Annotated in this window: 10 protein-coding genes; 9 read left to right on the forward strand and 1 reads right to left on the reverse strand. The window is 68.6% G+C overall.

What is annotated here, in order from left to right; all coding sequences use genetic code 11:
- The coding region (locus SI859A1_RS00695) for a hypothetical protein (RefSeq protein ID WP_161600095.1) at positions 1 to 472 on the forward strand (472 nt) is incomplete at its 5' end.
- A 4-nt stretch (positions 473 to 476) separates the two neighbouring features.
- On the opposite strand, the gene SI859A1_RS00700 is transcribed toward SI859A1_RS00695, so the two are convergent.
- Complete coding sequence (locus SI859A1_RS00700; protein WP_009207963.1) at positions 477 to 1,832, reverse strand: adenylate/guanylate cyclase domain-containing protein; 1,356 nt, start codon at positions 1,830 to 1,832, stop codon at positions 477 to 479.
- 180 nt (positions 1,833 to 2,012) lie between these two features.
- Between SI859A1_RS00700 and SI859A1_RS00705 the strand changes: the two genes are divergently transcribed.
- The 8 genes from SI859A1_RS00705 to SI859A1_RS00740 all read left to right on the forward strand — a co-directional run bounded on the left by SI859A1_RS00705 (position 2,013) and on the right by SI859A1_RS00740 (position 12,983).
- On the forward strand, positions 2,013 to 3,278 hold the full coding sequence (locus SI859A1_RS00705; RefSeq protein WP_050767384.1) for a glycosyltransferase family protein: 1,266 nt from the start codon (positions 2,013 to 2,015) through the stop codon (positions 3,276 to 3,278).
- Positions 3,275 to 4,435 (forward strand): glycosyltransferase family 4 protein, encoded by a 1,161-nt coding sequence (locus tag SI859A1_RS00710; protein WP_009207965.1) that lies wholly within the window; start codon positions 3,275 to 3,277, stop codon positions 4,433 to 4,435. The genes SI859A1_RS00705 and SI859A1_RS00710 overlap by 4 nt, the downstream gene beginning before the upstream one ends.
- Positions 4,435 to 5,577 (forward strand): glycosyltransferase family protein, encoded by a 1,143-nt coding sequence (locus SI859A1_RS22240; RefSeq protein WP_009207966.1) that lies wholly within the window; start codon positions 4,435 to 4,437, stop codon positions 5,575 to 5,577. Before SI859A1_RS00710 ends, SI859A1_RS22240 begins: the two co-directional genes overlap by 1 nt.
- Positions 5,578 to 5,814: 237 nt before the next feature.
- A complete protein-coding gene (locus SI859A1_RS00720; protein WP_050767648.1) occupies positions 5,815 to 7,659 on the forward strand; it encodes a dipeptide ABC transporter ATP-binding protein in 1,845 nt (614 codons plus the stop codon).
- A 1-nt stretch (position 7,660) separates the two neighbouring features.
- Positions 7,661 to 10,402, forward strand: coding sequence for an ABC transporter transmembrane domain-containing protein (locus tag SI859A1_RS00725; RefSeq protein ID WP_009207968.1), 2,742 nt, complete (start codon positions 7,661 to 7,663; stop codon positions 10,400 to 10,402).
- On the forward strand, positions 10,368 to 10,892 hold the full coding sequence (locus SI859A1_RS00730) for a cyclic nucleotide-binding domain-containing protein (protein ID WP_050767385.1): 525 nt from the start codon (positions 10,368 to 10,370) through the stop codon (positions 10,890 to 10,892). The genes SI859A1_RS00725 and SI859A1_RS00730 overlap by 35 nt, the downstream gene beginning before the upstream one ends.
- Positions 10,889 to 11,767, forward strand: coding sequence for an MBL fold metallo-hydrolase (locus tag SI859A1_RS00735; RefSeq protein ID WP_009207970.1), 879 nt, complete (start codon positions 10,889 to 10,891; stop codon positions 11,765 to 11,767). Before SI859A1_RS00730 ends, SI859A1_RS00735 begins: the two co-directional genes overlap by 4 nt.
- A complete protein-coding gene (locus SI859A1_RS00740) occupies positions 11,745 to 12,983 on the forward strand; it encodes an adenylate/guanylate cyclase domain-containing protein (protein WP_009207971.1) in 1,239 nt (412 codons plus the stop codon). The genes SI859A1_RS00735 and SI859A1_RS00740 overlap by 23 nt, the downstream gene beginning before the upstream one ends.
- Positions 12,984 to 12,996 lie beyond the last annotated feature (13 nt).

The raw sequence follows: 12,996 nt of genomic DNA on the forward strand, positions 1-12,996 counted from the left end.
GGCGCTGGGCTTTTCGGTGCTCGACGACAGCCGCAGCCTGTTCCGGCCGAGCGGGGCGCCGGGGCGCCTGCCGATTCTGCGGAATGCGGCGGCGATCCGCGACCGGCTCGGTCCGGCGCAGCGGGTTGTCCTCGACGCCCATGCCGGCTTCGACCTGCACCACGCCTTCGTCGGTGACACCTGGCTGGTCTGGCAGCGCAAGCTGAAGGGCGAGGCGATCGCCTATCACGAGATCCTGCATACCAGCGATCCGGCGTTCTTGTCGGCGCATGCGCAGGGTATTGCCGACGGCATCGTGACTGGCGAGCGCGGCGTCCTGGCCATCGACACGCGGTTCATGACGCCGGGCGACGACCAAGGCACGGTGGAAGCGATCAGGCTGCCGCGCTGGTACCGCTCGGCGGATGTCGCGCCCCGCGATGTCGGCCATCTTCATTCGGAGGTGATCCTCCTCGACCAGAAGCTGCCCTGAGGGCTCAGGCGAAGGCGACGAGGTCGAGCGGAGCGTCCACACCCTGCACCTGCCGGCAATCGAGGCGGGTCAGGCTGGCGGCGGCGGGCGCGCGAAATCCCTGCGCCTGCGCCATGTCGAGGCTGGCTCTGGTGGTCAGGCCAAGGGTCTGCTCGACCTTGTTGTGCTTCTCCAGCTTGGCGGCGAGGTTCACCGGATCGCCGATCACGGTGTATTCGAGCCGGTGCTCGTCGCCGAGCGCGGTGAAGACCACGGTTCCGGCGGTCGCCGCGCCGTTGACGCGCAGGCCGATCGGACCGAAGCGCGTCTCCATTTCCCGCGCCCATTCCCGGGACAGAGCGAGGATTTCGCAAAGGGCCGCGAGGGCCTCGGCCGCGGCTGTCCGGGATGGCCTCGTCGCGCCGAAGGTCGCCAGCAGGCCGTCGCCGAGATATTTGTCGACGATGCCGCCATGGCGCTCGATCACCGGTACGATGCGGGCATGCAGGCCGACCAGCACCTCGACCACCTGCCGCGCGTCGTGCCGGGCCATGAAGCCGGTGAAGCCGCGAATGTCGAGGATGACGATGGCCGCCTCGCGTTCCTCGGCGTCGCCGGCCACCACCGATTCCGGCGACGTGACGATGGCGCGCTCCACATCGGCCGGCAGGAAGCGGCGGATCTCCTCGCGCTCGATCTGCTCCAGCGTCGCCGCCGCCAGAAGCCGCTTAGCCCGAACGAGGGCAAGCGCCAGGACGGTGGTGAGGACGAGGATCGCGACGATCTTGTCGATCTCGGCGCCGACCAGAATGCCGTCGCCATGGATATAGGCGACGAAGCTGCGGGTGATGGCGTCGGTGCCCTCGGCGTCGATGGCATAGAGCGTCAGGCCGACCCAGCCGAGCGCCGCGGCGGCGCCGGTGGCCAGCACCCAGGCCGGATCGAAGCGGAAGGCGCGAATGGCGATGAAGACGAAGACATACATCACCGTCGGCGCCTTCAGCGAGAAGCTGGCGCCCTGGCCGTACTGGACGTGGAAGTACCAGACGAGACCGTAGAGCAGCGCGATGTCGACCAGGACCGACAGGCCGAGAAACCAGGCCGGCAGGCGGATCCGGTACGACAGGAACAGCCGCAGGGCGGTGAAGCAGAGATAGACGGCGAGGCTGATCGGCACCGGATGCTGCATCTCGCCGTCCACCGGACGCGGCGAGACGAGATAAAGCGCGGTGATGAACAGGCCGATGGCGAGTTGGACCCAGCCGATCAGCCGTTCGCTGTGGATTTCGAAGCGATCCACGACCTCGCGGACGCGATCGGGAATGGCGCGGTTGGATTCGCGCCGGGCGAAGGGCGCCAGCAGCTTGTTTCGGTCGCTCACGTCGGTTTCGCCCGGTAACTGGCGCTCATGAACGATCCGTCCCCGGCTGTGGTCATTGCGGTTGATCCGTCACGGCGGTAGACGGGCGCGGTTTCCCTCGGGGACACGCGCGCTTGCGTCAGGGCCGGAAAATGGCCAGTGTGTTCCGGTCGAGCAGGGTCGGAGCGGCAGGAGTATCTGATGAAAGCCCGGCCTCCGCGCGTTCTCATCTACAGTCACGACACCTACGGTCTCGGCCATCTGCGCCGCTGCCGGGTGATCGCGCAGGCCCTGGTGGCGCACCGGCCCGACATCTCGATCCTCATCGTAGCAGGCTCGCCCGTCGTCGGCTCGTTCAGTTTTCCGCCACAGGTGGATTTCATCCGCGTGCCGGGCGTCGTCAAGCTCGGCGCCGACACCTATGCGCCGTCCAATCCGGGCCTGTCGCTGGAGGATCTGACCGAGATCCGCAGCGCGATCATCCGCTCGACCGCCGAAATCTTCGATCCCGACATCTTCATTGTCGACAAGGAGCCGCTCGGCATGCGCGGCGAGGTCGAGGCGACGCTGCATCACCTCAAGACCACTGGCGCCCGGCTGGTGCTGGGATTGCGCGACATCATGGACGAGCCGTCGCGGCTGATCGAGGAATGGACCCGCAAGGAGGCCTTCGGCGCGGTCGAGAACCATTACGACGACATCTGGATCTACGGGCTGCCGGAAATCTGCGATCCGCTGGCCGATATCGGCGTCTCCGACGCGGTGCGCCGCAAGGCGACCTTCACCGGCTATCTGCAGCGCGCGGACGAGCCCTCGGGCGCGCTGCCGGATCGCATCCGGATCGGCGAGCGACCCTATGTGCTGGTCACCACCGGCGGTGGCGGCGACGGTGCCCAACTGGTGGACTGGGTGCTGCGGGCCTACGAGACCGATCCGTCGATCGGCGTGCGGGCCAAGATCGTCCTCGGCCCCTTCATGGAGACCGGCTACCAGACGGATTTCCAGCGCCGCGCGGCCCGGCTCGACAGCGTCGACCTGATCACCTTCGCCGCCAGCATCGAGCCGTTGATCGAGCGTGCCGCCGGCATGGTCGCGATGGGCGGCTACAACACGTTCTGCGAGATCCTGTCCTTCGACAAGCCGGCCGTGGTCGTGCCGCGCCGCCAGCCCCGGCTGGAGCAGTATATCCGCGCCTCGCAGGCGCAGGAGCTGGGCCTGATCGCCATGCTGCTGGACGACGAGATCGCCAATCCCGGCGCCATGGCCGATGCCATCCGCGCGCTGCCGGGACAGGCGCGACCGCGTTCGGTGGCGGTGGACGGCATTCTCGACGGCTTGAAGACGATCTGCGAGCTGGCCGACGGCTACATTGCCGCCGGGCGCCATTCGGGCAGCGCCAGCCGCGGCGCCTCCGATGGCGACGAATGGGCGCTTGCCCGGACCCTGCCCAAGACCGGCACTGCATGAACATCGCGTTCTACGCGCCGATGAAATCTCCCGATGATCCACGGCCATCCGGCGACCGCACCGTGGCGCGTGGCCTGATCGACGCACTGCGGCTGGCCGGCCACGGCGTCGTGGTGCCGTCGCGCTTTCGCAGCCACGATCGCGGCGACCCGGCGCGGCAGGCGCGGCTGCAGGCGGTCGGCGACCGTCTGGCCGAGCGGCTGCTGCGGCAGGGCAGGGTTGCGAGGCCCCGGATCGACCTCTGGTTCACCTACCATCTCTACCACAAGGCGCCGGACTGGCTGGGGCCGCGCGTCGCCACGGCGCTCGGCATTCCCTATGTCGTCGCCGAAGCCTCGGTCGCCGGCAAGCAGCACGGCGGGCGCTGGGCACAGGGGTTCGAGGCCAGCCTCGCGGCTCTGTCGCGCGCCGACCTCGTCATCGGGCTCAATCCGGCGGACAAGGCAGGGGTCATGCCCTGGCTCGGGGCCGAGACCGCCTATCGGGCGCTGCCGCCCTTCGTCGATACGCAGCCCTGGCGGGCGTCGGCCGGGCGGCGCACCGACACCCGCGCGGCATTGGCTGCACGCCATGGCCTGTCGCCGGACCGGCCCTGGCTGATCGTTGCGGCGATGATGCGCGAGGACCAGAAGCTCGCCTCCTACCGCCTGCTGGCGGAAGCTCTCGGCCGGCTCGACGGCGCGGCCTTCGACGTCCTCATCGTTGGCGCCGGCCCGGCCGAGCCGCAGGTGCGCCTTGCCTTCGCCGGCCTGTCCTGCCGGGTGGCGTTCCATGGTGCCGCGGCGCCGCAAGAGATGCCCGACCTTCTCGCCGCGGCCGATCTCGCCGTCTGGCCGGCGATCAAGGAATCCTGGAGCATGGCGCTGCTCGAGGCGCAGGCGGCGGGGCTCCCAGCGGTGGCCGGCAACAGCGGCGGCGTCTCCGGCATCGTCGAGGACGAAATCACGGGATTGCTGACGCCGGAGGGCGATGCGGAGGCCTTTGCCGCCGCGGTGTGTCGGCTGCTCGATCCGGGACTGCGGACCCGCATGGGCACAGCGGCGTACCGGCGGGCGGAGCGGTACCATTCGCTGGCGGCGGCCTCCGCGGCGCTCGACGCAGCGCTGTCCGACACGCTTGGGCGGCCCACACCAACTGGAAAGGCGAAGACGGCCTGATGCGCGTTCTCTTTCATGTCCAGCATCTGCTGGGCGTCGGCCATCTGCGGCGCGGCGAACTCCTCACCAATGCCATGGCCCGGCGCGGCATGGAGGTGACGGTGGCGCTCGGCGGCATGCCGGTCGCGGAAATGCCCTTCGCCAATGCCGAGGTGGTGCAGTTGCCGCCGACCCATATCGACGGCGCCAACTTCAAGACGCTCTACGATGCCGAGGGCGAACCAATCACCGACGCATGGCGTGCGGCCCGGCGCGACGCGCTGCTGGCGCTCTATGAGAAGGTCCGGCCGGACGTCGTGCTCCTGGAGATGTTTCCCTTCGGGCGCTGGCGGTTCAATTTCGAGCTGGTGCCGCTGCTGGAGCGGGCCTCGCGCGACAAGCCGCGGGTCAAATGCGTGACCTCGGTGCGCGACATCCTGGTCGAGACCAAGCATGCCGAGCGGGCCGCCAGGGGCGCCGCACTGGCGCGCGAGCATCTCGACGCCGTGCTCGTCCATTCCGATCCGTCGCTCTTCACCTTCGCCGAGACCTATCCCCATGCCGGCGAGATCGACGATCTCATCCGCTATACCGGCTATGTCACCGAGCCGGCCGAGCGCAGCGCGGCGCCGGACAATGGCGAGGTGATCGTGTCGGCCGGCGGCGGCGCGGCCGCCGGCGCTTTGATGCGCACGGTGATGGCAGCGCGGCCGCGCACGCCGCTCGCCGACCGGGTCTGGCGCTTCCTGGCCGGGCCGCGCATGGCCGAGGACGAGTTCCAGGCGCTGGCGGCGCTGGCCGACGAGACCACCATCGTGAAGCGCTTCGAGACCAACTTCCAGGAACGGCTCGACGGCTGCGCCCTGTCGATCTCGCAGGCTGGCTACAACACGGTGATGAACCTCCTGCGCGCCGAAGCCCGGGCTGTCGTCGTGCCCTATGACGAGGGCGAGGAGACCGAGCAGTGGTTCCGCTCCGAGCGCATGGGGAAGATGGGGCTCCTGTCGGTGGTGCCGACCTCGCGCCTGTCGGCCGAGAGCATGGCGGCTGCGGTGACCGAGGCCTGGCAGCGGGAGGCGGGGACGCGCCCCGCGATCGATCTGGAGGGCGCGGCGAACGCAGCGGCGACGATCGCCGCCATGGCCGGCGGCGCGGGCGAGTGAGCCGCGGCGGGCAGCCCGACGCAAAATCTGCATGACTTGCCGCGCGGTTCCGTGCTGCAATCGCAACGCCCGTGCGCGAGCGACCACGCCGCGGAGCCGAAGAGGTGGAATGAGCGGATGCCAGGGGGAAGCGGTGCCTCGGTGCTGGACCGGCCGATAGACACGCCGGACCGGCCCGCATCGGTCGCCGCGCGACCATTGCTTGCGATCGAGAACCTGTCCGTCGAGTTCCAGTCGATGGCCGGGACGGTGAAGGCCGTCAGCGGCCTGTCGCTCAGCGTCGGTGCGGGCCGCACCGTGGCGCTGGTCGGGGAATCGGGCTCCGGCAAGACCGTGACGTCCCAGGCCATTCTCGGCCTTCTGCCGAAAAGCGCGGTGATCACGGGCGGCAGCATCCATTTCGACGATCCGTTGCAGGGCCCGATCGACCTCGCCGCCCTGTCGCCGCGCAGCCCGCGCTTCCGGGCGGTGCGCGGGCAGTCGATCTCGATCGTCTTCCAGGAGCCGATGACCTCCTTCTCGCCGCTGCACACGCTCGGCGACCAGATCGGCGAGGTGCTGGAGGTGCACGGTCGCGCCACCGGCGCCGAAGCGCGCGAGCGGACCATCGAGACCTTGCGGCTGGTGCGGTTTCCCGAGCCCGAACGGGCGCTGAAATCCTATCCCTTCGAGCTGTCGGGCGGGCTGCGCCAGCGGGCGATGATCGCCATGGCGCTGATCTGCAAGCCGGCGCTGCTGATCGCCGACGAGCCGACGACGGCGCTCGACGTGACGTTGCAGGCGCAGATCATCAAGCTGCTGCGCGAAATGCAGGGCGAGCTCGGCATGGCGGTGCTGCTGATCACCCACGATCTCGGCGTCGTCGCCAACCTGGCCGAGGACGTCGTGGTGATGCATCATGGCAAGGTGGTGGAGTCCGGGTCGTCCGGGACGATCTTCGCCAATCCGCAGCACCCCTATCTGATCTCGCTGATGAAGGCGGTGCCCGATCTCGACCAGACGGAATCGCCCCGGCTGAAGCCGATCCGCGAGATCAAGGTGGATGCGGGCGCGCTGATGCGGCGCGAGCAATCGGGCGTGGTCGGTGCGCCGCTGCTGGAGCTGAAGAGGGTCGCCAAGAGCTTTTCCCGGCGCGGCGACCGGCGGCTGTTCTCCAGCGCGCCGGCGCCCAGCATCCATGCGCTGAAGGACGTCTCGCTGACCATCCGGCGCGGCGAATGCCTCGGCCTCGTCGGCGAATCCGGCTCCGGCAAGACGACGCTCGCCCGCGCCATCATGCAGGCGGTGCAGGTCGACAGGGGCGAAATGCTGTTCGATACGCCCGACGGGCCCCTCGACCTGGTCACGGCCGACCGCAGCCAGCTCTTCGCGGTCCGCAACCGGCTGCAATATGTCTTCCAGGACCCGTTCTCGTCTCTCGATCCGCGCATGACGGTCGGGGCGATCCTCGCCGAACCGCTGGAGATTCACGCGGTTTGCGACCGGGCGGAGCGGCGCGTGCGCGTCGAGCGGCTGCTGGCCGCCGTCGGGCTGGAGCCGCAGCATGCCGGCCGCTATCCGCACAGCTTCTCCGGTGGCCAGCGCCAGCGGATCGGCATCGCCCGCGCCCTGGCGCTGGAGCCGGAATTCCTGATCTGCGACGAGCCGGTGGCCGCGCTCGACGTATCGGTGCAGGCGCAGATCCTCAATCTGCTCAAGGATCTGCAGCGCCTGTGCGGCCTGACCTACCTGTTCATCTCGCACAATCTGGCGGTGGTGAACTATGTCGCCGACCGCATCGCGGTGATGTGCGACGGCGAGATCGTCGAACTGGCGCCGCGCGCGGCGTTCTTCGAGGACGCCCTGCATCCCTATACGCAGATGCTGATGCAGGCGGTGCCGCACGCCGATCCGCAGCGCCCGCTGGATTTCGCCCATCTGCCGCCGGTGGGCGAGATCGGCCAGCGCAACTGGCCGGCGCCGTTCACGGCCGAGCCCGGCGTCGCCCGGCCGCTGCTGGAGGCCCGGCCGGGGCATTTCGTGCGGGCCGCCAATCTCGACTTCCTCGCCGGACGGCCAGCGCCGGCGACGGAGCGGCGCTGACATGGCTGCAGCGGACGAACTCGACGAGAGCATCTTCCGCTATGTCTGGCGCCATTCACGGCCCCAGCAGATCTGGCTGTTCGCCGTGCTCCTGGTCTCGTTGCCATTCCTGTATCTGACGCTCGACCTGCCGAAGCGGATCGTCAACGGGCCGATCCAGGGTGACTGGGCCCCAGGCCAGACCGAGACGCTGTTCGCGGTCTCGCTGCCGCTACCGGGCTTTCTGGGCGGCGGCGAACTGGCGCTGTTCGACGGCGTCGAATTGGATCGGCTCGGCGTGCTTCTGTGGCTGAGCCTGACCTTCCTGTTCTTCGTGATCGTCAACGGGCTCTTCAAATTCTATCTGTCGAACTACAAGGGCCGGCTCGGCGAGCAGCTTCTGCGGCGGCTGCGCTTCCAGCTCGTCGATCTGGTGCTGCGGTTCCCGACCACCCGCTTCAAGCAGGTGCGCGGCCCCGAGATCTCCTCGATGATCAAGGACGAGACCGAGCCGGTGGGCGGCTTCGGCGGCAGTGCCTTCGCCGACCCGGCCCTGCTGCTCAGCCAGGCTGGCACCGGTCTCTTCTTCATCTTCCTGCAGAATGTCTGGCTCGGCGCGGTGGCCGGCGGCGTCGTGCTCCTGCAGCTCATCCTGATCCCGCAGATGCGCCGGCGGCTGGTCAGGCTCGCCCGGGCCCGGCAGCTCACCGCCCGGCTCCTGTCGGGCCGGATCGGCGAGATCGTCGAGAGCATTCCCTCGATCCGTACCAACGACACCTCCAACTGGGAGCGCGCCGAGCTCGGCAGCCGGCTCGGCCGCATCCTGTCGATCCGCTACGACTTCTTCCGCTGGAAGTTCTTCGTCAATTTCATCAACAACCTGCTGGCGCAGATCACCCCCTTCATCTTCTATCTGGCCGGTGGCTATCTGGTGATCGCCGGGCGGCTCGATATCGGCCAGCTCGTGGCGGTCATCGCCGCCTACAAGGAGCTGCCGGGGCCGCTGAAGGAGCTGATCGCCTGGGACCAGTTCCGGGTCGACGTGCAGTCGAAATACGCCCAGATCCGCGAGCAGTTCGTGATGGGCAATCTGATCTCGTCCGACGTCCAGAAGCTGTCCTACGAGACGCCGCCGCGGATCGAGCGGGAGATCGCCATCTCGGGCCTGCGCATCGCCGACGATTCAGGCAACGACCTCCTCGAGCCGACCAGCCTGCGGCTGGGGCCGGGCGAAGCGATCGCCGCCTCGGGGCCGATCGGTGGCGGGGCCGAATATCTGGCCGAGGCCCTGGTGCGGCTGGCCGACGCCGCGTCGGGTCGCATCAGCATCGACGGCCATGCGCTGGACGGACTGCCCGACGCCTTCGTCGGGCGGCGCATCGCCTATGCCACCTCGGGGCTGTATTTCCCGCAGATGTCGATCCGCGACGCGCTGGTCTACGGCTTGCGCCATGCGCCGCTGGTGCCGGCGGGCGGGGACCGCGCCGCCAGCGAGGCGCGCCGGCTCGAAGCTCGGGCGTCGGGCAACAGCGACCTCGACGTCGACGGCGACTGGATCGACTACGCGGCGGCCGGCATCACCGGGCCCAACGAGCTGCACGGCCGGCTCGCGCAGGTGCTGGACGTCGCCGATTTCCGCATCGACATCGCCCGGCTCGGACTGCGCAACCGGGTGCCGGCGGACCTGCCGGAGGAGACCTGCGAGCATGTCCTGAAGGCCCGCGGGCGCTTCCGCGAACGGCTCGCGGAAGGCGGCGACGAGGTCTATTTCGAATCCTTCGATCCGGCCCGCTATTCCGACTATGCGACGGTCCTGGAGAACATCATCTTCGGCATCGCCCTGCCGGAGGCCGCAGAGGAGATGCCGCTGGCCGCCCGGCCGCAGATGGTCGCCGTCCTGGAGGAGGCGGGGCTCGACGACCTCTTGCACGCGATGGGCCGGCAGATCGCCGAGACGGTGATCGAGATCTTCGGCGATCTGGCGCCGGACAGTCCGCTGATGGACAATGTCGACCTGATGACGCCGGAAGAGGTCGACGGCTACAAGGCGGCGCTGCGGCGCGCCGCGACCGACGGCAGCGCCAGCGAGCGGCGGCGCGACCGGCGCGCCTTCCAGGAGCTGGCCTTCGGCTATATCGAGCCCCGGCATCGGCTCGGACTGCTCGACGACGACATCAAGGCGGCGGTCCTGTCGGCCCGCGCGCGGCTTCTGGAGCGCATGGATCCCGAGCTTGCCCAGGCGGTGTCGATGCATGTGCCGGGCGCGATCAACCCGGCCGCCAGCTTCCAGGACAACATCCTCTTCGGCCGCGTGGTCGACCGCTACGCCGAGGCCTCGGCGCGCATCAACGAGGTGCTGGTGGCGACCCTGCGCGAGACCGGCCTGTCGCAGACGGTGTTCGAGATCGGGCTGGATTTCGACGTGGGCAGCGGCGCCAAGCGGCTGTCGTCGGGCCAGCAGCAGAAGCTGGCGCTTGCCCGGGCACTGCTCAAGCGCGCCGATCTCCTGGTTCTCAACCGGCCGCTGTCGTCACTTGACGGGGAGAGCCAGCGGGAGACTATTGTGCGTGTCCTCGCATCGCGTGCGGCACTCGGCATCGAACGGCAGACGATCTTCTGGGTCCTGAGCCATGCCGAACATGCGGAGCTCTTCGACCGGAGACTGGAATTCAAGGACGGGCGCATGATCACGAACTCGACGGGGGCCGGCACGCGTCCGCACGAGTCCGATGCGGCGCGCGACGACGCCGAAGTGGCCGGATGACCGAGAGGACGACGTGACACTGCTCAAATCTGAAATGGACCTGCTTCGTTCGGTCCCGATCTTTGCCGGCATGGAACCCAGCCGGCTGAAGCTCATCGCCTTCACCTCGGATTCGATCGCCTATCGCCAGGGACAGGTCATGTGCCGGCAGGGCGAGCGCGGCGATTCCGCCTATGTCATCGTCGCCGGCAAAGCGGATGTCTCGATCGAGACGGAAGACGGCGACTTCGTGGTGGCGACGCTCGGACCCGGCGACGTGGTCGGCGAGATCGCCATCCTGTGCGATACGCCGCGCACCGCGACCGTCACGGCGAAGAGCGACGTCTCGGCCCTGCGGGTGCGTAAGGAATGCTTCCTGCAATTGCTGCGCCAGTTCCCGGAGATCGCCGCCGAGGTGATGCGCGGACTGGCCGAGCGCCTGACCCACATGAACCAGGAACTGGTGGCGGCGCGCAACCGGGCCGCCATCGCTCCGGACACCGCAGATTGAGCCGGTTCGAGCTCACCGTCTGGGGCGCACGCGGCAGCATACCGGCCCCGGCGGCGGCCAATACCCGCTACGGCAGCGACACAAGCTGCGTCGAGGTGCGCTGCGGCGACCGAGTGCTGGTCTTCGACGCGGGCACCGGCATCGTGGGCTGCGGGCGCAAGCTCTACGAGGAGCAGGTCGGCGAGATCGACATCCTGCTCACCCATTGCCATTTCGACCACATCATCGGCCTGCCCTTCGTGATCCCGCTCTACAAGGACCACGCGGCGGTGCGCATCCATGCCGGCCATTTCCTCGACGACACGACCTGCCGGGACATGGTCGAGCGGTTCATGCGGCCGCCCTATTTCCCGGTGACGCCGAAGCAGTTCGCCGCCCATATCGACTATCGTGACTTCCGTCCGCCCGCGGTTCTCGACCTCGGCGACGGCATCGTCGTGCGCACGGTCCGCCTCAACCATCCGAACGGGGCGGTCGGCTACCGGGTCGATTTCGAGGGCCGCTCGATCTGCTACATCACCGATACCGAGCACGAGCCGGGCACGCGCGACGAGGCGGTCGCCGCCTTCGTCGCCGGGGCGGAGGTGATGATCTACGATTCCACCTACAGCGACGAGGACATGGCGAAGTACCGCGGCTTCGGCCACTCCACCTGGCAGGAGGGGGTGCGCCTGTGCCAGGCCGGCGGCATCGACAGGCTGGTCATCTTCCACCACGACGTCCTGCGGACAGATGCTTCGCTGGCAAAGCTGGCCGAGGAGGCGCAGGCGCATTTCGCCGGCGCGCGGATCGGGGCGACCGGCCTGACGCTGGCGATCGGCGACGACGGAACGGTAACGGAAAGTCACGACGATGGGACTGGCCAAGCAGGTTGACGACTGGCTGCTGAAGCAGTCGCTGGGCAAGGCCGGCATCGAGACGATCTTTCGCGATCTCTGTCTGCGCCTGACCGGCATCGGCGTGCCGATCGCGCGGGCGCGGCTGAACTGGCCGACCCTGCATCCGCTGTTTCGCGCCGAGATGGTCAAGTGGCATCGCGACGAGGATGTCGGGATCGAGCATTTCCACCACCAGGACGCCAATACCGACGCGTGGCAGCGCAGTCCGCTGCGCTACATGGTGGAGGCCGACATGCCGGTGCTGCGGCGGCGCCTCTCGGGCCCCGGAAAGCTCCTGGATTTCGCCATTCTGGAGGAGCTCGCGGCGGCCGGCTACACAGACTACATCGCCCTGAAGACCGAATTCTCGCAACCGGGCGCCTACAGCGAGCTGCAGGCGCGCGGCGTCATCGTGATCTGGGCGAGCGACCGGGCGAGCGGCTTCACCGACGAGGATCTCGACATCCTGCAGGAAATCCAGCTCACCTTCGCGCTGGTCTGCAAGACGATCATCCAGTCCCAGATCATGACCAACATCGTCGAGACCTATCTGGGCCGCAAGGCCGGCCGCAGCGTGCTCGACGGCAATATCCGGCTCGGCGACGGTGCCACGACGAAGGCGCTGGTGTGGTATTCGGACCTGCGCGATTCCACGCGGCTGACCGGCACGCTCGACAGCGATTCCTTCCTGAAGCTCCTCAACGACTATTTCGAATGCGCGACCCGGCCGGCGATCGAGGCGGGCGGCGAGGTGCTGGCCTTCATCGGCGATGCGGTGCTGGTGATCTTTCCGCTCGGCGACGGGCCGATCGACGGGCCGGGTATAACGGCCGAGGTGCAGCAGGCAGTGGCCCAATCCTTCGCGCTGCGCGATGCGACCAACGCAGCGCGCCGCGAGCGGGGCCTCGATCTCATCGAGTTCGGCGTCGGCCTGAATGTCGGCAGCGTCGTCTTCGGCAATATCGGCGTGCCCGAGCGGCTGGCCTTCACGGTGATCGGCTCGACGGTGACCGAGGTCGAGCGCATCGAGAAGCTGACCAAGACCGTGGAAACCAACGTGCTCGCCAGCGCCGAGGTCGCGGCCCTGTCGCCGGGCGACTGGGTCTCGGTCGGCACGCATGCGCTGAACGGCGTGGAGCGCCGCATGGAGCTGTTCACGTCGCGCCGGAACGCTTCCGCAAGCGCTGCGACGCCGGTGCGCGCCGTCTCCTGAGCCCTGTCGGAGC

Origin of the sequence: Aurantimonas manganoxydans SI85-9A1 (assembly GCF_000153465.1) — a bacterium.
In the GTDB taxonomy this organism is placed as follows: Bacteria; Pseudomonadota; Alphaproteobacteria; order Rhizobiales; family Rhizobiaceae; genus Aurantimonas; species Aurantimonas manganoxydans.

Excerpts from the sequence above, each read along its gene's own strand:
- SI859A1_RS00725 (WP_009207968.1), top strand. The coding sequence starts at position 7,661 with ATGGCTGCAGCGGACGAACTCGACGAGAGCATCTTCCGCTATGTCTGG.
- SI859A1_RS00720 (WP_050767648.1), top strand. The coding sequence starts at position 5,815 with ATGGCCGGGACGGTGAAGGCCGTCAGCGGCCTGTCGCTCAGCGTCGGT.
- SI859A1_RS00740 (WP_009207971.1), top strand. The coding sequence starts at position 11,745 with ATGGGACTGGCCAAGCAGGTTGACGACTGGCTGCTGAAGCAGTCGCTG.
- SI859A1_RS00705 (WP_050767384.1), top strand. The coding sequence starts at position 2,013 with ATGAAAGCCCGGCCTCCGCGCGTTCTCATCTACAGTCACGACACCTAC.
- SI859A1_RS22240 (WP_009207966.1), top strand. The coding sequence starts at position 4,435 with ATGCGCGTTCTCTTTCATGTCCAGCATCTGCTGGGCGTCGGCCATCTG.
- SI859A1_RS00730 (WP_050767385.1), top strand. The coding sequence starts at position 10,368 with ATGCGGCGCGCGACGACGCCGAAGTGGCCGGATGACCGAGAGGACGAC.
- SI859A1_RS00710 (WP_009207965.1), top strand. The coding sequence starts at position 3,275 with ATGAACATCGCGTTCTACGCGCCGATGAAATCTCCCGATGATCCACGG.